We start from the raw sequence: 22,310 nt of genomic DNA on the forward strand, positions 1-22,310 counted from the left end.
TGCTTGAATTCTTTTGAATAGGTTCTTCGTTGACGTCTTGACATGAAAAATCCTCCAGTGTGTTTTTTATTATTCTACACACCTTATTTTTTCTGTCTAGTCTAGTGTAGCCGATTCATATATACTTTTATAACCAATTAAGTTTTCTAAGAACTATTAGATTCTGAATACTCAGAGAATAGTTATGAATTCGATTCGAAATGTGCTATATGTCATAAACGGTTAAAAATCGATCTTAAACGATAGGAAAGCTGTATTGATCTTGCATGAATATTAGTTTTAAATTAAATAATAAGTATTAATAAATAGGGATTAGTGATAAGGGCTTAGTAGTGAAGAATATGTCGTGACATTAATCTATTTCGAAAATGAACTACAAAGTAATTAAAATTTATACACTATAGAATTGAAAGAGTGCCTCTTGAAAACTAGAGATACTCTTTTTTAACGAATATATCACTATCGTTTTGGATATAATAATCATTTTTCGTAGTATAAATTAACCGATATTGGTATATTTATCTAATTAAATAATGTAAAATGATTATTGTTATCAAAAAGTTATTGTTATAAGGAGGGGCTATATGAATAGTTTGAAAAGTTTTTGGGTTGGGTTTAAGGACATTAAAGGACAGACTAGTAGGAAGGATTTTTGGATTGGTAATATAGGAAATGCTGCTATTCTTTTTGGAATATATTATGGATTATCCTATCTCATTGATTATGTTGGTTGGTATTTTTATGTTGATCTTAATTTAATAGATACACTTATATGGGGATTGTATTGGTTACTTTTTATTCTATATTTCATACCTGCATTGTGTTCTTGTTTACGTCGTCTTCGTGATGCGGGGTTCAGTCCATGGGTGATACTCATCGGTCTCATACCTATGATGAGAATTGTTTTACTCATTCTATATTGTTTTAAAACAAAAGGATCAACTGTTAATGATCAATTGACGAGTGTCTAAATAAGGAGAATGGATAGATGGAAAAGAATAGAAAATATTGTTGTTGGGTATTTATTTTTTTTATCGCTATGAGTTGTTTACTAATAGATATTTCTAGGGTAAATGCAGCCGGAGCACCGATGGTGATTGATTTTGAGGGGGAGTTATCCAACGGACTAAAGACAGAGGCTAGAGGGACAATAAACTCTATTGACGATTTAAGTAATGGCACATTCAAAGCAAAGCTTCTGACAAAATCTGAGCAAGATCCCGCTGAGCTGGAACAATTTATTTTAGATGGACCAATCCAAGTGAATGGTTATTCATCTTTTTCAGCTACAAAAGGAACTATTTTAACTCAATCGGAAAAGAATATTCGATTTGATGTAAGTGATCCAGAGGAGCCACTTCCAGAGTTGCATCTTTCTCAGGTTGCAATGACCAAGGCTGGACAATCGCTGGATTTGATCATCAAAGTCACGAGTATTCCCAAGCTAGAAGAGGAAAGCTTTTTGAACTTCCGTTGCGGAAATGCTGGTGCAATCACAATTGAGATGAAAAATGTGAGCGGTGTCCGTTTTACCAATTATTTCGTTTCTACGGATACGCAAACGCCCATAGATATTCTTGCTTTTCCAGCAATTAGTGATGTCGATTATGCCCAATCATTTGAATTAGGAGCCCATCCATTAGGAAGCGGATCAAATTTGAATCAAACAGGAGCAACTCGTTTTACTTCAGATGGGACAGGTGTAAATGGAATAGCTGATTTTCCATTAGGCGGGATTCTTTATCAATTTTTTGGAAACACACTAGAAGCTGGGTATGATTGTGGATACAACTCGGACATTGATACAAATGCAAATGGGTTTGATATTTTTGGAGCTTATGGAACTGTTAAAGATGTGGAAATAGCAAAACCTGATTTTGGGGAGGTCGTTATTCCAAAGGCGGAATGGATGATAGATGAATCGACTTTTTTGCCAGATGAAACGATTCAAGTATTATTTCAACAACCTATCAATGCACTAGACGAAAATATCAATCATCGATATGCGAATTGGGAAACAACTTTTACGTTGCCATCAGAAATACAGCAACCTAATATTCAATTGGTTGATCAACAAGGAAAAGTAGTACCGGTTGATGTCACAAAGACTACAGAGCAAAAATACCATGTTTCTATTTCAAGCGAGACGATGAAGTTGTTTGATTTCGCAGGTGAGACATATCAATTCAGAATCAATGGTCAACTAACGAAAGAGTTAATTGATGGTACGGTTCTTTCCTTCTTGGCGGAAACAAATCTAGATGGCAAACAGGATACTATTCCATTGCAAACGAATCCTATTGACCATAAAGTATCAATAAAGGTTCGGTATCTTCGTCAAGAGACAACGGATTCGGTAGAAAAATCAAAACGATTCTCTTTTGGCTATGGTAAACCATGGAAAATTCAACCTATTGATGCTCCGGAAGGTTATTACTTTGATGAGGCTTCAACGAAGGATGAATTATCGGGAGAAAAAATTGATTTTACAGACAAAACAATTATTTGCTATTATGCCCCCACGGAAAAGACAATCACTGTTAACTACCTCAATGAACAAGGTGAGAAGATCACTTCAAATGAACTAAAAGGAAATTATCAAGAGGCGTATACAACAACAGCGAATGATTTAGACGATGAATATAGTTTGCTAACAGATCGACTACCAAAAAATGCATCTGGAATTGTTGGAAATACGGATATTACTATCGACTATTACTATCGTCAAAATAAAGGGCATTGGATTGACTTAGGTTACGGAAACAGAAGTATTACCCGCATAGATTATCATGGGCATATTCGATCTAATAGTATCAATTACGCAGACGGACAATTACTAACACTGTTGAATGATCAAAATGGTATTACGCTGTATCAAGATACCACTGCTGATGGTGCAGTATCCGAGAAGAAACTTTTGACGGGTGAAAATCATTTGATTCAAGTTTCAGCTAAAGATAAGATCACGATTCAAGTTTTAGGTATGGGTCATGCAAAAATCATACGAAAAAATGATCAATATTCGATGGAGTCTTTAATTGAAAAAGGGAATATCACCAATCAATTAAAGATCTATTCTGGGAGTCAATTGATAGAAGAACAGACTCATCAAGCAAACGGTGTTACAGGGATTCTGTTGCAGCAAAAAACAACTCAATTTATTGAAGGTGGCTACAAGGTTGTGTCAGAGCGAGTTCAAAAAGAACCGATAACGAATACATTGAATACTTCGGTAATTGATGCTCCTCCAACAGAATATGAGACACGATTAGAGGGGACGTCACCAGAAGTTTATGAGGAGAAAGTTGAAGAAGACAATACTCAGAAGAGTGCCTCTAGCTTTTCAGAAATAACTAAAAAAATAGCTGCGCCATTCCAAATGGAGAAAGCTTATGCAGAAGAACAAGATTCCATCATGGAAGACACTGGAAATATTGACGATCAAGAGGATGTAGAGGCTAAAAATGATGCTACTTTTACGGAGACTCTATCTGGGTCAGCTACTTTTGCTGCGGATGAAGATGAACGTTTTTCAGGTGATCAAGTAGTAGGAGATCTTGAAGATGAGGAGCATACCAATCGGCAGCTGTCTAACAACTATAATGTAAAAGTCTATGAAAACAGCAAATTGTTAAAAGAAGAAACTGTTCCTCAAGGAAAATCAGTTGCTGTAACACTGCCGGTGAAGGAAGAGGATGCGCCTAACGAAGAACCGATTAATATAGATGTCCAACCACAAGCGGGTAGTGTAGCAATCGGTCAAAAAGATGAGAGCGGACAAGTTACTCCAATTCAAGATGGAAAACTGCCAAAGACAGGTTCTATTCATTCAGACAATTTGATTTTCAATGGATTGCTATTGTTAGCAGTTGTATTTATTTTAAGTTTCCGCTATTACGTTCTAGGAGGAAAGCTCGATGCGTAAACATTTTGTGAAACTCCTAAAAATTATTATTGTGTTTTCTTTAATTGCTAGCTGTTTCATTGGAACAACGACAGTAGAGGCAAAACGTTCAAGAAGTCGGAAAGCAGGGTCGAGTCAAACATATCGCTACAAAAGCCCAGCACCAAAACGAAAAGCTACGGCAAGTAGAAGGAAAAGCTATCCTGCACGTGTTTCACGTCCAGTTTATCGTCCAAAACCAAAGGCGGTGGTTTACAGACCAAAACCCAAGCCTAAACCAAAACGAGTGGTTCGTCGGACCCCAGTTCGTAAAACGCCTGTACGCAAGACTGCTAAGCGATCCACTCCTAAAAAGAAAACGGCTAAACGAGTTGTACCAAAGAAAACAGCATCAAAGAAAAAAGTTACACCAAAGAAGGCAACGAAAAAGAAAGTAGCGAAGAAAAGTCCTGCTAAAAAGAAAACAACAAGTCGAAAAAAATTGCCAAAAACAACATCAAAGAAGAAAGCAGCTAAAAAAAGTACTGCCAAGAAAAAAGCTCCAAAAAAGAAATCTGCTAAACCAGCTAAGAAGAAAACAACAAAAAAGAAATCTACTAAAGCAACATCCAAATCAAAAAGTAAGAAGAAAGCTCCGGCAAAAAAGAAAAGTAGTGTTGCGAAAAAAGTAGCTTATACTATTGGTGATTTTATTGGTGTTAATGATGGTTATACGTTTTTAACTGGAAAAGATATTGCATCTGGGAAAAATGCTTCCCGTCTGAAAGCCGCAGGTTGGTTACTTGTAGGATTGATTCCAGTAGGTAAGGTAGGAAAAGGATTCAAAATTGTTAAATTAGGAACGAAAGGCAGTAGAGCTGCCAAGGTTGCGGCTAAGTCATCCAAAGTTGTTTCAAAGAAGGCTGGGAAGAAAGCTACGAAATATGTGACTAAAAAGGCCACAAAAAAAGCAGTTAAGAAGAAAGTAGCGAAAAAAGCTGTTAGGAGAACAGCGAAGAAAAAAGTAACAAAAAAAGCGGTCAAGAAAACAACTAAAAAGGCAGTGAAAAAGAAGGCACCAAAGCCATATAAAAATGGTAAAATAGCGAAGAAGAGTGGAAGACCAAAAGCAGGAAAAAAAGTAAAACCAACTGCTAAGAAAGTTACCAAAAAAACAGTCAAAAAAGGGAAATTAATCGGAAAGTTAGCTGGGTTAACAAAAGAAGAAAAGAAGGCTGTCGAAATATTAAGATCAAGAGGGAAAAATGTAGAAATAATTCCAGTTGATCCTAAGGCCAAGATTAAAACTCCCGACTTTAAAATTAATGGTGTGAAGACTGAATTAAAAACTCTAGTAAATCCTAATACAAATACTGGAATGAAACGTATTCAAGAGGCATTTAAACAAAATACCAAAAATGTAATTATTAATGGTACTGATGCAGGCTTAACAAAGAAGCAAGCCGAGGAAATCTTATCTAGGGCCGCGGGAAAATATCCAAATAAAAAATTTCCTGGTAAGGTTGAAATATGGATTAAAGATGGTAGTGTAATATCAAAATAAGAGGATGTGCAACTATGAGATTTCAATGTAAATGTGGTGAAATATTATCTAATGGCTTATCTCCAAATGATGTAGAATTGCGTGTGTATACAGATAAAGAGTGGGATAAAATAATTAGCTCAGATAAAATTGATCCAGTAGATATCCCGTTACCAAAACTAGATGTATGGAAGTGTCCAGTTTGTAAAAGAATATATGTTTTTGATGGAAATGAGTTAAAATGTAATTATGTTTTAGAGGGATAAGTACGTTTTTAATGGTTTTATTCAGCATCGTTTTCAGCGTAGTAGAAAATCTGTTTTGTAGTAAGAATAAAAATAGTATGAAGTAAATTAGTTTGTCTTTCTTAATTAGTTTCAAAATTAGGAGAGGCATTTTATTAACGTGTTGAGTTAGCAAAGCTTGCCTTTTAATAGATGGAAAATCTATAAATATGGAAGGAAACAAATGGAAAACAAAGATTTTAAATTAATAGTGAAATCAATATTAGAAGATAACGGTTTTTCTTTCAGAAGAAATACCTATTATCAAGATTCTAAAGAATTAATAGTTTGCATTGATCTACAAAAATCTAATTTTAGTAAGAACTACTATATTAATTACGGATTTTTGATAAAAGAACTTCATCCGGATGTAAAATATCCTAAAACTCATACAAGTGACATTACAGGACGTTTTTTTATCGAGGATGGTAGAGACGAATTTGAAATAGATTCACTTACTGCCGAGGAGATTCAACGCTCAATACAAAAGGAATTAGATAAAAATATATTGCCCACCTTAAAAGAGGGCATTAGTTATTATTTCAAAAAGAATCCTGAAGCTAAGGCAGCTGCTACATTAAGGCTGAAAAAATATTTAGGGATAGAGTAATTTTAAGAAATATTATTTTAGAATGCTCGCAGTGCGGATGGGTTGAAGATCTCACTGGTAAGAAATACGATGGTCCATTTGGAAGTGTTTTTCCAGCAAATAAAAAAGATCTTCAAGGGATAGGAATAACGCAAATTGATGATCAAAAAAATAAATGACAATAGAATTGGTAGTAATTGAGATTTTTGACCAGTAGATCTCAGTGCGACTCAAACTTAAATTCTTGGTTCGACTGTACTTTCAAATATATATTATTATCATGAAGCCCAATCATTAATCGGTGATTGGGCGATTTTTGTGTTCAAAGGGAGGAATAAACAATGTTCGATACACAAGAAAATCGCTATATCACGAGGGGAGTGAATGAACAGGTACCAAAAGAAATACAGCTACGTTGTTTTCAATTGATTGATGAGAAGGTGAAACAAGCGGATGTTCAGTTAGATTATCTACAGATATTCGAGTTCAATCGAGATGATCAGAGGGGAACGATCACGATTATCCATAGGCAAGAGGAACCATTCTTTATTGATTATCATGAATGTCGAATAACAAATGGTTTAGTAAGTTTTCAGGTTAAAAAACTGTGGGTGATTGATGATCATACACATCAGACGATGTTGTTACCGGAAGAGTATTGATCGCAATCAATAAGTAGGCAGATAGGAAATTTCAAAAACGAATCGAAAGAAGGATGTATCAATGAAGAAAAATGAACCCCGAAAGCGAGTAAACGTAGTGTCCTTACAGTTGGTGAAGGAATCATCACTTTTATATGGTCCAAGAAGAATTACCAGTACGCGGCTGGCCTATGAGCTCTTTGAACCTTATTTGAAGGAGAAAGATCGAGAGCATCTTTATGTTGTTGGGTTGAACACGAAGAAGGAACCAACGTTTCTAAATTTAACATCAATAGGTACGATTAACCAAGCAATCGCAGTTCCTAGAGACATTTTGAAACCAGCAATATTGGCGAACTCAACTAGTATCATTGTTGCACACTGTCATCCCAGCGGTGATACCAATGCCTCTCTACAGGACATACAATTCACGAAAAATTTGATACAAGCCTGCAAGACTGTTCAAATTCAACTAGTGGATCATTTGATTATTGGATGTGCAACAGATAAGTATAGTTCACTAAGAGAACAAGGACATATTAATGATGAAGAGTAACCCTAATGACGATTATTGGTCATTAGGGGTTTCTTTTTGCAGAGAGGACGAATTGAAATGTTACATCAAGCAATCAACATACTAAAAGAACAAACAGGGATTGAAACAACTGAAAAAGACTGGGGATTCGAATCAGTTACAGCTGAACGTGAAGAACTAGACCCAGAAATTGTTCAGGTAAGCAACACAGAGTTGCCAACATTGGTTATGACTCATTTGTACGTATATGTGGATCAAGAATCAGGTAAGGATTACGTGGTGTACTTCCTGACAGATATTCACAGTGAGCACGAATTTACTCGTGGGTTATTAATAGAAGGAAAGCTTCAATGGCCTTTAAATGGTGAGACACATGATTAGCCCTGAAATATGGAAAACGATAGTTGAATGCCTACAGGACATCCTATTGGCATTAGAGAAAAATGAAAGGATCGGTGACAACGATGAAATGGTTCAGATTGATTGCGAAGATCGCAACAGCAGTGATTGTGACATTGATTAATACGCAAATAATTTAATTAAAGGAGAGAATCAAATGATTAAGAAAGAAGTAATCACCATGCAATCAGAGTCATGGTTTAGTGAAGACAGACAAAGTAGATATGTATTACGGAAACAATGGTACGAAGGGGTAAACGAAGATAAAACTGGAAAGTTAGCGGTAGTGATCACTATACGACCAACAAGCACATCTGCATTTGTGGAAGATTTAACAAGTATGCTAATCGAAAAGAATATCCGTCAATTAGGATTCACAGGCTTCATTGCTGTGAATCTTTTTTCATCTATTCATTCGGAAAACAAAGCGACCTTTTTAAAAGGATCAGACGAAAATACATTGGAGGTGATTTCCACAGTGCTTAAAGAGAAACGGATTAACCAAATTATTTTTGCTTGTGGTTCGATTATCGAAACTAATTCTCTGGCAATGGAACAAGCGAAAAAAATATTCAATCTACTAAGTCCAAAACATAAGAAGATGTGCAAACTACTAATTAGTTCTAAATCAGCAACAGGGAAACCAAGTCATCCTTTAAACGTCAATGTGAGGAAAGAATGGATTTTAGGTGATGTAGATGATCTGTTCCAATTAGAATAGCAGGACATTTTAAAGGCGAATGTCCTTCACTTTGTCACAAGATAAGTCAAATTAGAAGTTTTATTATTATTAGTGAAAGTACTAACGACGAAGGAGGTAGTTCGTATTGGTAAAAAAGAAGGACCAGATATTTACTCTTGGCATAACATCTATAAAGAATTGGCGCAGCTAATTGGAACAGAAGCGACTATCCAGATTTACCAAGAATTTAAAGGAACGCAGGTTCATTTTCCTGTTCGATTGATTCGACCAGATGCATTACCGTATGTTCTTAACAATGAATACAATGGAAAGAATTTACGAAAATTGGCTCATTATTATGGCTATAGTGAAAGACATCTTCGAAGAATCATAACGGACAACAAGGAAAAAACTGACGAAAATCAGGTAAATGACCATTCACTACCATATTTAGTAGATCTAACTAAAAAGGAAAAGGGGAAAAAGAATGAAGAATGAAGAGCTAAAAACAAAATTATTGAGTAACTTGAGTGTTATAGGTGCAGTACTTATGATCGTAGGATTATTTATTGGTAATTTTTACTCGGCTGCTAATGGTGCGTACGCGGGTGGATACATAGTGAAAGGCTACAATGTAATCACTAGTATTTGGTATGGCTTCTTACTGGTACTGATTCCAATCCTATTGTTGATTGCGCCAAAAATCGAAGTTCTAAGTAAATCAAAGAAACTGATTGATTTTGTATTACCAATTGTTTCATTGGTCATTGTATTCATTCTGAAGGGACAAATTGCAGAGGCGATTAGTATTTTTGGTTCGTCAACAAGTTCCTTTGGTACGGGTGCGTATATTTATCTGATAGGTAATATTATTTGCTTAGTATTGGGAGCTGCTAATTATTTTGGATTTAAAACAGATGTGAAAAGTATTCAAAAAGCGGTAAACGAAAAAAGCTTTGATTCTTTGAAGAAGGATGATGACGATGAAAAAGTATAGTGTACTTGTTTTAACAGTGCTGTTAGCTTTTACTCTTTCCGGCTGCAAGTCACAAAGCGGAGGGAATTCGTCGGTCAATAAAAAAGCAGCAGATAAATACGAAAAAACATATGGTGAAGAACGAGCTCACCAAAAGAAAGTGATGGATGAAGCCTCTTTTAATCAAAATGAAGAACAAAACGAGGCGGAATATCGTCAACGCTCGAAAGAAGCCGACGAAGAATTTTCTCAAGCCATTGAAGACCAAGAAAACAATAGTCAGCAAGCCACTAAAGACTATCTAGCTATGTTAAAAGAAGCGGAGACTTTAGCTGAAAAAGGGAAGTTCACAGAAGCAAAAGAAAAGATACGTTACGCCGATTTACCAGGATCAGACGAAAAAGGGAAAGCAGCAAAAGCAAAAGGTACCGATTACGAAGAACAGCTTCAACAACTTGAATGGTTGCAGAAGTACGAAGAACAAGGCGTCAGTGGATTAGACGCATCTGTCCGAGAAGATTCTAGAAAAGCAATTGACTTAGAAAATGGCTCTAAAGTACTGGCAAAGTTAATCAAAGAAATGACAGAGTAATTAGACAACGGTCAAAAGATGGAGAAGACTGCTTCTAACACCACAACAGAAGGTTACAAGGCAAATGCGCTGCCCGAATTAACTATCACTGAAGGTGTTGATTCAACTGGTACAGCACAAGCTAGTAATGGGGAAGTTAAGTTAAATGGATTCTATAATGGTGGTGCAAAACATCTTGCGATCAATGATAATGGAACCATCATGGGCAATGTTGAAGTAGCTAGCGATGGTAGCTTTGAAATCCATATTAACAACATTGATAAGTTACCATGGGGATTTGATGTGATTCCTAGTGATAGTTTAAATGCTGGACAAACGGGTGTTATTTCTTATGATCAAGGTGGCGGGAAATATTGCCATATTAAGGTTAATTAAAAGGAAATAAAAAAATTTGGGTAGACACATTTTACTGTATCTATCCAGATTTTTTATTTTTGTAAAGTATTATTCGAATAAAGCTTTCATTGCATTAAAAAAGGAATTATTATCAGATTCTATGTTTAGTGTTTGTAATTTTTCAAGATAATTTTGATTTTTGCAAGTTGAATAAAGCTCTTCGTAAAAATGTTCGGGAGAAGAATTTTCCATGTCTGCAATTTCATTATCAATAGAAGCAAGTTGTTCCACAAGTTCTGCACTTTTTCTTTTTTTATCCATTAAAGTATTAATATATAGAAGCTTTGCCGAATGAGCATCATTTTTTGATTGATCTTTTATTATTCTATTTAAAACGGTGATTGGAAATGATTCTAGGCTATATAAAGGATCAATGACATTAGGTTTTTGTGGTAGAAAGAGTTCAGATAGAAGGTTATCAAGAGCAAGTAACAACTCTGGATAAAGTTCTTCGTTTGTTGGATTTGACTTTAGTTGTGCATATAGTGAAGGTTCTCTTTTTTTGAAAGGGGCGATTAGATCGTCAGCCTTGTTCTCTATGCAACTAGAGGTACTATTAGTAACACTGAACTTTACTTCTTTAATTGCTATTTGTTCTCCGGTATGCTTCAAAAATGCGTCAATCCCATCTTTGGATAAGATATCGAAACTTTTCTCACGCCTATCAATGAAAGCGTTCCTTCTTGTGAAAAAGAATTCGATATCTTCTGTAGATTCAAACTGGTACGAATCTGGAAACTGATTCTTTGATTTTTCTTTTTCATCAGTTAATACATATTTCTCGTAATTTGTTTTTGAGATTTCTTCCCATACTATTTGAGCGTAAGCCTCATCCAACGTATTTGAGCTTGAAAGATTTGTCGGTAAAGGACTGGCGTATCCAGACTCTAACTCAGTGATATGAGACTTTTTTATGCGCTCAAAAATCTGTTGCTGTAATTCACTTAGATAAACAGACACCAGTTTAACCCTATTTATATTACACCTTTTTAAATCGATTTGTAGATTAGCAGTTTCTTTATATATATCTAAAAATTTTAAAGTGGTATCGTAACTTTTACTATGTTCAATTCTTTTCTTCCCAATGAATTCCTGATTATTAAAATAATCGACTAGAATTCGGTAATAATCATAATACTCTTTCCACCCCAACTTTGAATTGATTGTTTTCCCATCATTTGTTTTAGATAACGGAATTACCGCTTCAGATTCAGCCTTGAGTAAGTGAATCAGGGCCTTTTGAATTTCCAAGACGTAATGCTGAATATTTTTACCGATTATTTCAATTTCTGTATCCATGGGAGAGGTTTCAATGTCTTGTTGTGAAATAATAACTTTTTTGTCCTTATTTCTAAGGTTGGTTCTTAGCAATATTGCTTCAAGACGATCTTTTAATGTTTCATTAGCTAAGTTGATATCCTTACCTACGTATGAAAGAAATTCTTTTTGTGTTTGGTAGTCAAAGCTATAGTTTTTCATAGGTTCCTCCATCATTATGGTAAATCTAGATTCAATGTATTTCTAAAAAGAAATTACCGGTAAAAAAGGTAGTTTCTTTTTTACTTTGATATTACTAAGTGCTGTTAGCTCTATAGACGGAACAATATATCCCTAAAATACCGGTAGTTTTACTCGTGACCATTACTTCTTTGATTTTATATGAGTTTTTTAAGTAAAAGTAGATTTTTTTCAATTTTTCTACTTCCACTTAAAGGTAGCTTCAAATTTTATATTATGGACTCAAGCAAGTGATGAGTACTCAAACTTGTGAGTAGGGACTTTGAGCGATAGTTTTTGAACCCAAACTTGGCGCCGAGAGAGGTTTCACAAGCAGTCAATCGAATAAGCTCGAAAAAAGCTATTTCGAGCTTCTACTCTCCATTATAAACGATAGGGATGAGCATAAATGGATTTTGTTAAATATAGTACTGAAATGAAAGATTTCTTTGGAATGTTGAATGGTTATGGTGTTGCTAATGTGAATCTCAGAGCTTTTCCTAAAGGTAGCAAAAGGTCTTTTACTGGAGTTTTCGCCACTGGTAAGTTAGGGATTGAGCGAATGATGAATTGGATAAAAGAGAATGGATTAGCAGAAGAATCGATCTACACTACATTTAATTGTATTGATGAAAAAGCTTTAAGCAAATCTGCTGTTGGTAAAAAGGACATATCTTTGATCCGTTTTATTTTGCTTGATATAGACACAATAACAGCAGAATCAAAGAGAAGTGCGACCAACGAAGAAAAACATTATTCGCAGTTGTTACTAAACAAAATAAAAAAATATTTAGAAAACATGGGAATTGTTGTGCCCATTACAATTGATTCGGGAAACGGCTATTATGCACTGATACCAATTGAACCATTTAAACCTCAAGAAAAACCAGACTTAGTTAAAAATTTCTTGAAAGTGTTAGATGCTGTTTTTTCAAATGTGCATTCCAAAATCGATGCTGTTGTGTTTGACGCCTCAAGGCTTATGAAAGTACCACCTTCAAAATCTACAAAGGGAGAACCTACGGAAGAACGAACTCATCGGTTCAGTAAGCTATTAACTAAGCCAAATGATTTTAAGTCGAATTCTATTGAGCTGATTCAACGGGTAATTGAAGCACAAATCAGGGATTCTGCAAATCCTGATTTAGAAGAAAATAGTTACATTTCGAATCGGGGTGAGACAAATTACAATGATAGCCATCGTGATACGGTGGAGATGGACCCAGAAAAATGGCTGAAATTTCACGGAATTCAATATGAAAAACAAAACGGCGATTACGATGGAAGGATATTGTATATCTTAAAGGAATGCCCTCTAAAAGTTCATACTAACAGCCAAAGAGGGTCATATCTAAGTCTTAACGAAAAGACTGGACGAACAGGTTTTGGTTGCCTGCATGATAGTCACAAATCAACTACTATTCACGATTTGATAAAAAAATATCCTATACCTGAGGATGCAAGAAAATTTCATTTTTCTTTCACGAAAGAAAAAATAGATAAGGAAACGATTTACTTTAACGAATTCAAGATTTCGGATGAATACATTACACAAAAGAAGAAAGACGGATACCAACGAATTGGTTCATCAATGTTTCTAAAGACGGCCTACCATAATGTGGATACGAAAAAAGTTGCATTTGATCTTTGCTATAAAACCAGAATAGGGTGGCAAACTATTCTGATTCCATCGGATAAAATCACTTCAACAAATATTAAAGATCTTGTTACTTACGGAATAAAAATCCTTCCATATCAAGAAGGAGGGGTCAGTAAATTTCTAATGGACCAACAGGATCATGCTGAAATAATTAAAGTTCATTCAAAGCCTGGTTGGCACTATGATCAAAATCAGAGATTAGTGTTCAATTTGGATAAGCAGTATAACTTAGAAGATGACTCAGAAAAAAGCATCTTATCTAAAAACTCATCAATGGATCTAACTTGTTTAGGGTCATTTGAAAGATGGAAACAGCAAATTTCCCAATATGTTCTTGGAAAGCAAATGGAACTAGGATTAGTTCTGGCTGTGCTTCCGATCGTGATTGGGTACTTAAACCTAAAGAAGAAAACTAGCCTAAAAAGCTTGTTGTGCAATCTCTTGGGCTCTTCTACAACAGGTAAGACAACTACTTTACATTTTATTGAAAGTTTCTTTGGCGATTCTTCGAATTTGGTCCGAACTTTAAACGCGACAGATAACAGCATAATAAATAGTTTAGCTGATAATCATGGAGTTCCTATAGCATATGATGAATTGGGTTCAAATGCTCAAAAGAATTATACGTCATTGGTGTATCAAATTTCGTCAGGAGAAGAGCGACGCAGACTTACAAAAGAAGTAGATCAAAAACCTCTTCAAACATTTCATACGACCATCTTTACGAGCTCTGAGGAAAGTCTATCAGCGTATCTTGGAAAAAATACAGGTTTAAAAGTGCGTTATATAGAATGGAGAAATAAAGAATGGACGTCTAGTGCTGAAGACGCAAGAAGAATTTCGGATTTGTCTAATCAAAACTATGGACAAGGTGCAAATGCTTTTGTGAAAGAACTATTTAATGTTGGGCCACAAATAATTGAAAAGACTTATAACCAATCTCGAAAAGATATATTGACGTACTTGTACGATTCGCGGTTAAAAGATCGCCTTTCTGAGCCATATGGAATGATTCTCACGAGTGCTAGGCTATTGAGTCAACTACTGAATATTCCAATTAGAGAAGATTTCATAGTAGAGGAAATAAGGAATGCTGACGAAGAAATGAACAATCTAATTCAATCGGAGAAGTCAAATGTTGAAGAAAAATTGTATGAATGGATTGTCTCAAATGCTAGTAATTTTGTTCAACATGGAAAAACGATGAAGTATCCGCGAGCACCAATTTATGGAACTGTAAAAGAGTTTAAGGGAACTCTAAAAGTTAGAATTTTTCCCAATCGTTTTGAAGGAGCAATTCGATCAGAGTTTGGCATTCGTGATCCAAAACCATTGATAAAAGAATTGATTGAAAAGGGCATCCTTTCAACGGAAGGGGATCGTAATACTAAGCGGTCCAAACTACCTGCGATTGATGATCCAAAAATTTTGAGAAATCAAAGTGTTTACGAAATGAACTTGGATACTAAGTTCAAAGGAGCATTTGGATTTTTGGCAACGATGGAAGAACAGATTAGTGATATGTAAAAGTATGAAGATGAAGGAGGAATAATCATGATTATCAAACAAAGTGTAATAAAAAACGAAAGGGGTCAGTTGCACAGTGACGTAATTGATCCGGTAAAAGAGAATACTTTATCTAAAACTGAGCAAAATCAAACAGTGAAGGAGAATAAAAAAATGCAAGAAGAAAACAATGTAGTTGAAGAAGTAAAAAATGAGGATCAAATAAAGGATGATCCTAAGAAGATAGTAACAAGTCCTTTCAAAAATACTGAAGAAAAAATGATTCTAGACAAACAACAAGGAGAAACCTCTGATGACCCAACTTTAGGAACAGGGATTCTTGGTGGAGTACGTCGAGTAAAAGAGAAGAAACCTGGTACTGGAAGAACACGTAAAGAAGGAAATGCTGAAAAATTTAGGAAGTATATTGTTGAAAACTATCCTAATTCTGCTGAATTTGTGACAACCGATCTTTCTGAATTTTTTAGAACCAATCATAATCTGAAAAACTCAGATATCTCTGGGCAGCTATTCGGATTGCGGACTGCTGGTTGGATTGAAAATCGAAAACCAAATGAAGCTGAAATGAAAATTATCGGTAAAGGGATAAAAATTTGGAAGGGAACTGATAAATTGTACGAGGCTTATTCCAAAGATTTAAAGGTTGCTGAGGAGGAAGAAACTTTCAACGTATCTGTTGAAACAAATCAAGCTGGAGGGGATAAAGATGAAAAAAATGAAGACATCTAACTCAAAGCTACTCAAAATGGACGTAATTTATTATTGCAAAGAGCTCAGTAATGAGGAGCGCGTAAACATTCTTTTCGATGTTGCTAAAAGAGATGCCAAAGAAAAATCCTGCGAGCTCAATAAAGTAATTGTCATTGATTCAATGGAAGACTTTCAAAAAGAAATGGATCATTCATTTTCTGATAAGTCTGTTGATTATGTAATTCTTTTCAATGTAGAAGAGATGGAAAAAAAACTATTTCAAATGAAGCGTGAATAAAACAAAAAACTAGGAGTGATTTTGCTGGTTACTCCTAGCTGTAAAGATATTTATTAAAACTAATTTTTGATACGTAGTCTAATTTTGAAACCACGGAATAACAGATTAGTGATGGATAAATATTGAGGAGGAATACTCATGACTGTTAAGACTAATAGTCAACAAGGTTTAATTAAAATGAAAGAGATCAGTTGGATAGGAAATGAGGAGGTTGAATAAGATATGTATCCATACTTAACATACTTAGCAAGACAGAGGGGAGCTTTGCTTTATGTGCAACATAAACTCACAGGAGAGCAACGACTCAGCTTGTTTTTACAAAATATTGTCGGCTCGGGTAATCAATTTGATCCGAATCATTTAAAAGTCTATGCAAGTTGTTTCGGACTAAAGAAAAACAGTATCTCAGCCGCTTTGACAAATCTAAAAAAAGCAGGGGTAGTCAATACGACTACTCCTGGTCATAAAAATGTTCGAATAAAACTAACTTGGTACGTAGTTTAAAAGGAGGAGCTTATCATGGAAGCAAACAATTCGTTTACAAGAGATTTAGCTAAGCAATTACTTCCATACTTGTTTCATCATGATCCAAATATGGAAGACACTGAATTAAGCAACAAGAATGAGGGCGTTTAGCCCTCTATTTTTTTCAATTTAAGGGGAGATTTTTTGTGGAAGTGGTCTATAGTTATGATCGAACATCTGTCTGGGATACACAGAAAGTGTCAAATGATGCTCAGTGGGAAATTATTCGAAGTCGTTCATTGGAAGATACTGAATGTATACCACAGCGTTTTAGTGACCGGGGAAAATCTGGAGGAAATGACGATCGTCCAGCCTTAAAGAAATTGATTATAGAGATACGATCTTCCTATATAAAAAGAAAGCTTTATGTATGGAGATACGATCGGATTTTTCGTGAAACGCAAAAAGCGTTAGAGTTTGTTGAACTTTGTCATAAGCATAACGTCGAAATCATTTCTATTTCAGAACCTTTACCAGAGGGATCATCAAGCCTAGCGTTAAAAACCATGTTTGTTCAGTTATTATTTATCAATGCTTCTATGCAACGTGAGACGATCATTGAAAACATTCGTAATGGTTTGGCGTACAAAAGAAGCAATGGAGACTATATTTCTTCTGCTATTCCATTTGGCTATCGGCTAATAGAAGGCAAAATTATCCAGAACGAACAAGAAGCAAAAGCAGTGAAGCGACTATTTGAATTATATGCAAGTGGTGATTATGGCTATAAGAGATTAGCTGACAAACTCACTGAAGAGGGGCACTTTTTTAACGATCACCCATTCAAAGTTCATAATATTTGGAATATCTTAGACAAATCCATCTATTACGGTGTCGTAAAAGGTGGAACTTTCGGAGAATACAAAGGGAGTTTTGAACCAATAATCAGCGAGTCGGAATTTAAGAAGGCTCAAGCGATTCGAAAATCTCGGAGTGTAAAGAAAGTCAATCACAGACAGTATCCCTTACGCAAAAAGATTATTTGTCCATATTGTGGAAGGAGATTAAGTCCAATGCAGCAGTGGAATCATAGCAAGACAAAACGACTCCATTACTATCATTGTGCGAATCGAGAGTGTCAGGGAATCTATATTTCTGCTGTTAAAACGGAAAAGAAGTTATTAAGGCTATTGAAGCGCTTTGTTAGAGAGGATGTAATTTATCAAGGAATTATCTCTGAAATTGATTTACAGATGAAGCAGTTAATAAAGAAAGAGAAACAAAAGGATCAAAAGAATACTCAATCTAGGCGAGAGATTATCAAACAGTTCGAGGACGGAATAATCAATTTGGATGAAATGAAAGACTTACTAAGCAGTTTTGATGAGTCACAATCGAAACAACCAATCCCCGTTGAAAATTATCGTACACAATTGGATCAGCTTTTAGAGCTACGTAAGCAATCAATTCAGCAACTTCTGTTAGACCATGTAGAAGTTGTTACAGTTCAAAAAGATAAGAAAATCAATGGGGTATTTCTCCAAGGCCTAGCGGAAAATATCTGTATCAAAAAGTAGGAAGGTGAGGAAATGGAAGAAAAATCTTTTGTAACAGAACAATCCAAACGGCAATTGACAATGAAAAACAGTCAATTGCCAAAGAGAAAAAGAGTAGTTTTATATATCAGAGTTTCCACTCAGGACCAGGCTATCGAAGGGCATAGTATTGAAGCTCAAGAAGCGAGAGCTCGTGAATATGCAGAAAGAATGGATTATGAGGTAGTAAATGTATACATTGATGAAGGAATAAGTGGAAAATCTACGAAACGTCGTCTGGCTTTTCAACGAATGATGGCTGATGCGAGAACGGGGAATTTTGATCTTGTTATTATCTGGAAGTTAACACGTTTGGGTCGAAATATGTTGGATATTTTGAAAACAGTAGAGGAATTCATTAAGCTGGGGATCGAGCTATTTTCAATCAGTGAAAATTTTGATATTTCAACTTCTTCTGGGAAATTAATGCTGCAGTTATTAGGTAGCTTTGGAGAATTTGAACGAAATCAAATTTCTGAAAATGTAGCTATGGCAATGATGAGTTTAGTTCGAGATCAACAACGGTATGCTGGTGGAAGGCGATTAGGGTATGTTAGTGGTCTCGATGCTGAAGGTAGAAAGCAATTGATTATCGAACCAGAAGAGGCAAAAATCGTTCAATTGATCTATGCTAAATTTTTAGGTGGAGATGAATTTCGAACGATTGCTAATTATCTGAATCGGCAGGGATATCAAACACTCAAAAAGAATAAATTTACACCAACAGCAGTTAGAGATATCCTTCAAAACAAGATTTATGCTGGCTATATTGAGTATGCACGTTATTTAAATTGGGACACTAAGCGAAGAAAAGGAAAGAATCCAAATCCGATTTTAGTCAAAGGTGAGCACGAACCAATCATCGATCAAGTTACCTATCAGGCAGTACAAGAACGTTTAGTATTAGAAAAAGATCGACCAAGATGGAATCTTACTGGTGAAAATGTTCTTACAGGATTGTTACGTTGTCCTGAATGTGGAGCACCAATGGCAGCTAATAGTGTGACTAATCGGCTTAAGGATTCAACAAAAAGAGTACTAAATTACTACTCGTGTTCTTTGTTTTTAAGTAAAGGAGCAAAAGGGTGCCATGCTAATTCTATAAGAAAAGAAAAAGCGGAAGAATTTGTTGCAGCAAGGCTAAAAGAAATCGTTCAAGTACCAGAAATACTTGACTCATTAGTTAAAGAAATGAATCGAGAGTTGCACGAGCAAATCGCTCCTTTAGAGCAGGAATTGGCAGTTGTCGCTACTGAAAAGCAAGATTTAGCACCCAAACTTGAGCGATTACAACAAGCGTTGGAGGATAGTCCTGATTTACATGATAATTTAATTGGTCGTATCAATGAGCTTACTTCAAAAATCATGTTGCATACACAAAGAGAAAATGAGATTCTAACCATCCTATCTCACAAAGATCAAAAGATTGAAGTTGAGAACGTTCAACAGATTATTTCTTCATTAGATCATTTGCTGGAACAAAGTGAGAAAAAGGTGGTCAAAGAGATTTACCGAACGTTCATTGATAAAATCTTATTTGATAAGAAAAATAAGGATGATATCAAAATCTATATGAAATTTGACCAAAAGATCGTTACTCAACTAAATGAGCTATATCAAAAAGTCGTATCTGATAAAAAAGATACGACTTCTTTTGTGTTAAAAACACCGTTCTATTCAGTGATTTAGATTGCGTATGTTGTTATGTAGGCTGTAACGATGCCCTGGGTATTTAAAATAACTAGGGTAGTCGTTATGGACCTGCTTAACACATGAACAGCTAAGGTAAAACACTTATGGTATCAGGCATTGAAAGGTTAAGATAACTTCCTATATTTCGTGATGAAATACTATTTGATAAGAAAATATATTCTTTTCCCTTTCCTGTGTTAGCTAAACTATAGTTTAAATGATAAACAAAATGCTCGTATTCTTTATACATTTCTTTTATTTCAGGTGTGAAGTCATATGTGAGTATCCAATTTTTATTATTCAAAGTATTCTTTATAGTATTGGATAGTTCAACATGATCTATATGTTCATAAAAATTAGTATAAAGAGCTTTTCCTTTAATATAATAGGGAGGATCAAAAAACGTTAAAGAGTCTGATGTTCTAGAAATATTTTGCCTGATAAAGTGTAGAGCATCTTTATTATATAGTTTTATAGAGCTTCTTTTAGAACTAATAAGTTTAATTTTTTCAATTAAATCATCTTTATTAAATCTACAATCCATCAGATAACTTCCTGTTTGATTCTTCCCCCCGATTACGCCGGCATTAATGATGCCTGATCTATTTGTACGATTAAGATATAGTGTAGAGAATCCTAGCGAAAGAAGGTCAGAATCATTTTTATTACGTTGTATGTCTTTTTGAAGATACCATTCATCCATATTAAATTGTGCATTTGAAATCAATGTACAAAGCTCTTCAGGATGGTTTAGAACGGAATACCAAAGCGCATAAATCGATTTATCAAAATCATTGATAATGATTTTTTTTACATCTCCTTTAATCAGCAATTTGAAGGCAATCGCTGCGCCACCACAGAAAGGCTCAATATAAGTTGAAGAGCCTGTTTCTGAAATAAGATGTTTAACATAGTTATACACTTTATTTTTTCCACCTGGGTATCGTAAAATACTATAGTTGTTATAACTCTTATTCATTAAATAGTTACTCCCCTAGAATCAAGTTCAGTTAAGAAAATAATGACCGCTTCAAGATAAGGAATATATTTAGAAATAATTCGCGAAAAATCCTTGGATGTGAGATAGGTCCGGTAATCATGAACAATTCCATTTAAAGTTTCAATATCATCTTGAGATTTAATTGGTTTTTTGTTTTCTAGTGTGAATATATCTGATCGAAGTTGAAACATCTTTTCTCCTGTTCTAAAAACCAGTTTTCCAAGTTGTTTTTCTTCTGTTTTGATTGTGTCAGGATACTTTGCTATAAAAGCTTTTGTTGAAAATTCTAATAAAGCTCTTATCAAGAATGCAATGAGTAATACATCCTCTTTACTATATGAAGTTGAATTAGAATACCGCGATAATGAATTCAGTGTTGTTGCGATTTTTTCATATTGATGGTTTTGGGAAAGTTTATTAATCATTTCGTTTTTCCAGTCATTATGAATAAAAGATTCGTAAATTTGTGGAGCATCCAAATCATGATTATCATTAATAGTTACTTTAAAATTTTTCTCTTGATCAAGAAATGCACAATTTATACAGTAATTACCCGGGTTCGAATTTTTAAGTATTTTTGAATTGTTTAAGAGAATACCAGATTGTTCAGGCGCGGAAAAAATAATTTTTTGATATTCTGAACTTTGTTGAGAAATAGGCACTGAATCATCATCATACAGAATAACTGTTTGTAATAAATCATAATCAGAAATATTTTTTATTGAAAGTTTCGTCGTCACTGTACTATTTAGAAAAAGTCTATATTTCGGTGGCGTATGATCATTGTTATCTTGATTCTCTGCTTTATTGGGATTTTCATCTCCATTTGATGATTCCTCATCATCCTCATTTATAAAGTCATTACTATCCTTAGAGTTAGCGTTATTTTCTGACGAATCATCTTTATTTGGTTTATCTGCTCCATTATCGGGCACTTCATGCCATTCGTCAATTAACTTTTTTAGTCCAGGAATTAATCTATCTTCAGAAAGAATAGTATTCCATTGATTCTGCGTTTGGAATGTCCGTGTATTCAAAGGAGCTGTTTCTTGTGAAGTTGTTTTTATCCAAGCGGAAGTTCCAATTAGTGTAAGAATCTTATCAAAGAGTTCTTCTTTCTCTTTAGGTACATTTAAGTTTACCCAAGCTTTTTCTTTAAGATCTAATTCCCTTTTTAAGGCGTTAAATATACGACTCGTCAGCACATCGTTGTCTAAAAGAGATAACCCCTCAAGATCAGGGTTATCTTTTTTTAACATTAAAGGAAGTATAACATTTTAAGCGGTCAAAGGATTGATACATCAATCTTTTGACCGCTTTTCATCTGGTCTTTTTCCTATTAAACTAGAGAGATGAAACCCAATAT

The 22,310-nt window shown here is 34.8% G+C and carries 24 protein-coding genes; 20 read left to right on the top strand and 4 right to left on the bottom strand.

All coding sequences use genetic code 11. The features are described 5' to 3' along the window. Positions 1-584 precede the first annotated feature (584 nt). Both KQI58_RS20595 and KQI58_RS20600 read left to right on the top strand, forming a co-directional pair. The gene (locus tag KQI58_RS20595) at positions 585-971 is read left to right on the top strand and encodes a DUF805 domain-containing protein (protein ID WP_216410825.1); all 387 of its coding nucleotides are present in this window, start codon (positions 585-587) and stop codon (positions 969-971) included. Between the two features lie 17 nt (positions 972-988). Continuing rightward, positions 989-3,925: a MucBP domain-containing protein gene (locus tag KQI58_RS20600; RefSeq protein WP_216410826.1), complete on the top strand. Its 2,937-nt coding sequence runs from the start codon at positions 989-991 to the stop codon at positions 3,923-3,925. Between the two features lie 231 nt (positions 3,926-4,156). Here KQI58_RS20600 and KQI58_RS20605 read toward each other — a convergent pair whose 3' ends face one another. Next, positions 4,157-4,435, bottom strand: a complete 279-nt coding sequence (locus KQI58_RS20605; protein ID WP_216410827.1) for a hypothetical protein — start codon at positions 4,433-4,435, stop codon at positions 4,157-4,159. Between KQI58_RS20605 and KQI58_RS20610 the strand changes: the two genes are divergently transcribed. The 12 genes from KQI58_RS20610 (at position 4,386) to KQI58_RS20665 (ending at position 10,499) form a co-directional block, all read left to right on the top strand. After that, positions 4,386-5,447 (top strand): pre-toxin TG domain-containing protein, encoded by a 1,062-nt coding sequence (locus KQI58_RS20610; protein WP_216410828.1) that lies wholly within the window; start codon positions 4,386-4,388, stop codon positions 5,445-5,447. The genes KQI58_RS20605 and KQI58_RS20610 overlap by 50 nt on opposite strands. Before the next feature lie 14 nt (positions 5,448-5,461). After that, a complete protein-coding gene (locus tag KQI58_RS20615) occupies positions 5,462-5,692 on the top strand; it encodes a hypothetical protein (RefSeq protein ID WP_216410829.1) in 231 nt (76 codons plus the stop codon). A 202-nt stretch (positions 5,693-5,894) separates the two neighbouring features. Further along, positions 5,895-6,320 carry a DUF4304 domain-containing protein gene (locus tag KQI58_RS20620; protein WP_216410830.1) on the top strand — a complete coding sequence of 142 codons (426 nt, stop codon included), beginning with the start codon at positions 5,895-5,897 and terminating at the stop codon, positions 6,318-6,320. Positions 6,321-6,640: 320 nt separating this feature from the next. Further along, the gene (locus KQI58_RS20625; protein ID WP_216410831.1) at positions 6,641-6,961 is read left to right on the top strand and encodes a DUF960 family protein; all 321 of its coding nucleotides are present in this window, start codon (positions 6,641-6,643) and stop codon (positions 6,959-6,961) included. Between the two features lie 61 nt (positions 6,962-7,022). Next, positions 7,023-7,496 (top strand): JAB domain-containing protein, encoded by a 474-nt coding sequence (locus tag KQI58_RS20630; protein ID WP_216410832.1) that lies wholly within the window; start codon positions 7,023-7,025, stop codon positions 7,494-7,496. 57 nt (positions 7,497-7,553) lie between these two features. After that, a complete protein-coding gene (locus KQI58_RS20635) occupies positions 7,554-7,856 on the top strand; it encodes a 4'-phosphopantetheinyl transferase (RefSeq protein ID WP_216410833.1) in 303 nt (100 codons plus the stop codon). Continuing rightward, entirely contained in the window at positions 7,849-7,998 is a 150-nt protein-coding gene (locus KQI58_RS20640) for a hypothetical protein (protein ID WP_216410834.1), read from the top strand. The genes KQI58_RS20635 and KQI58_RS20640 overlap by 8 nt, the downstream gene beginning before the upstream one ends. Before the next feature lie 33 nt (positions 7,999-8,031). Further along, positions 8,032-8,595 carry a DUF1643 domain-containing protein gene (locus tag KQI58_RS20645; RefSeq protein WP_216410835.1) on the top strand — a complete coding sequence of 188 codons (564 nt, stop codon included), beginning with the start codon at positions 8,032-8,034 and terminating at the stop codon, positions 8,593-8,595. A 72-nt stretch (positions 8,596-8,667) separates the two neighbouring features. Next, positions 8,668-9,054 (top strand): Mor transcription activator family protein, encoded by a 387-nt coding sequence (locus KQI58_RS20650; protein WP_216410836.1) that lies wholly within the window; start codon positions 8,668-8,670, stop codon positions 9,052-9,054. After that, positions 9,044-9,553, top strand: a complete 510-nt coding sequence (locus tag KQI58_RS20655) for a hypothetical protein (RefSeq protein WP_216410837.1) — start codon at positions 9,044-9,046, stop codon at positions 9,551-9,553. The genes KQI58_RS20650 and KQI58_RS20655 overlap by 11 nt, the downstream gene beginning before the upstream one ends. After that, positions 9,540-10,124 (top strand): hypothetical protein, encoded by a 585-nt coding sequence (locus KQI58_RS20660; RefSeq protein ID WP_216410838.1) that lies wholly within the window; start codon positions 9,540-9,542, stop codon positions 10,122-10,124. Before KQI58_RS20655 ends, KQI58_RS20660 begins: the two co-directional genes overlap by 14 nt. Positions 10,125-10,142: 18 nt before the next feature. Beyond that, on the top strand, positions 10,143-10,499 hold the full coding sequence (locus KQI58_RS20665; protein ID WP_216410839.1) for a hypothetical protein: 357 nt from the start codon (positions 10,143-10,145) through the stop codon (positions 10,497-10,499). Positions 10,500-10,568: 69 nt separating this feature from the next. Here KQI58_RS20665 and KQI58_RS20670 read toward each other — a convergent pair whose 3' ends face one another. Then, positions 10,569-11,999 (bottom strand): hypothetical protein, encoded by a 1,431-nt coding sequence (locus KQI58_RS20670; protein ID WP_216410840.1) that lies wholly within the window; start codon positions 11,997-11,999, stop codon positions 10,569-10,571. 427 nt (positions 12,000-12,426) lie between these two features. On the opposite strand from KQI58_RS20670, the gene KQI58_RS20675 reads away from it, so the two are divergent. From KQI58_RS20675 to KQI58_RS20700, 6 genes are all read left to right on the top strand, one after another. Continuing rightward, positions 12,427-15,204 carry a DUF927 domain-containing protein gene (locus KQI58_RS20675; protein WP_216410841.1) on the top strand — a complete coding sequence of 926 codons (2,778 nt, stop codon included), beginning with the start codon at positions 12,427-12,429 and terminating at the stop codon, positions 15,202-15,204. Positions 15,205-15,231: 27 nt separating this feature from the next. Continuing rightward, positions 15,232-15,933, top strand: coding sequence for a hypothetical protein (locus tag KQI58_RS20680; RefSeq protein WP_216410842.1), 702 nt, complete (start codon positions 15,232-15,234; stop codon positions 15,931-15,933). Further along, entirely contained in the window at positions 15,911-16,192 is a 282-nt protein-coding gene (locus tag KQI58_RS20685; RefSeq protein ID WP_216410843.1) for a hypothetical protein, read from the top strand. Before KQI58_RS20680 ends, KQI58_RS20685 begins: the two co-directional genes overlap by 23 nt. A 273-nt stretch (positions 16,193-16,465) precedes the next feature. Then, the gene (locus KQI58_RS20690) at positions 16,466-16,696 is read left to right on the top strand and encodes a hypothetical protein (protein ID WP_141743112.1); all 231 of its coding nucleotides are present in this window, start codon (positions 16,466-16,468) and stop codon (positions 16,694-16,696) included. Between the two features lie 167 nt (positions 16,697-16,863). Continuing rightward, positions 16,864-18,234 carry a recombinase family protein gene (locus tag KQI58_RS23070; RefSeq protein ID WP_216410844.1) on the top strand — a complete coding sequence of 457 codons (1,371 nt, stop codon included), beginning with the start codon at positions 16,864-16,866 and terminating at the stop codon, positions 18,232-18,234. 60 nt (positions 18,235-18,294) lie between these two features. After that, the gene (locus KQI58_RS20700; RefSeq protein ID WP_216410847.1) at positions 18,295-19,941 is read left to right on the top strand and encodes a recombinase family protein; all 1,647 of its coding nucleotides are present in this window, start codon (positions 18,295-18,297) and stop codon (positions 19,939-19,941) included. A 91-nt stretch (positions 19,942-20,032) separates the two neighbouring features. Here KQI58_RS20700 and KQI58_RS20705 read toward each other — a convergent pair whose 3' ends face one another. Together KQI58_RS20705 and KQI58_RS20710 are read right to left on the bottom strand one after the other, a co-directional pair. Further along, positions 20,033-20,923, bottom strand: coding sequence for a DNA adenine methylase (locus KQI58_RS20705; RefSeq protein ID WP_216410845.1), 891 nt, complete (start codon positions 20,921-20,923; stop codon positions 20,033-20,035). After that, on the bottom strand, positions 20,923-22,203 hold the full coding sequence (locus KQI58_RS20710; RefSeq protein WP_216410846.1) for a hypothetical protein: 1,281 nt from the start codon (positions 22,201-22,203) through the stop codon (positions 20,923-20,925). The genes KQI58_RS20705 and KQI58_RS20710 overlap by 1 nt, the downstream gene beginning before the upstream one ends. Positions 22,204-22,310: the final 107 nt, after the last annotated feature.

Source organism: Enterococcus raffinosus (assembly GCF_018917525.1).
In the GTDB taxonomy this organism is placed as follows: Bacteria; Bacillota; Bacilli; order Lactobacillales; family Enterococcaceae; genus Enterococcus_A; species Enterococcus_A raffinosus_A.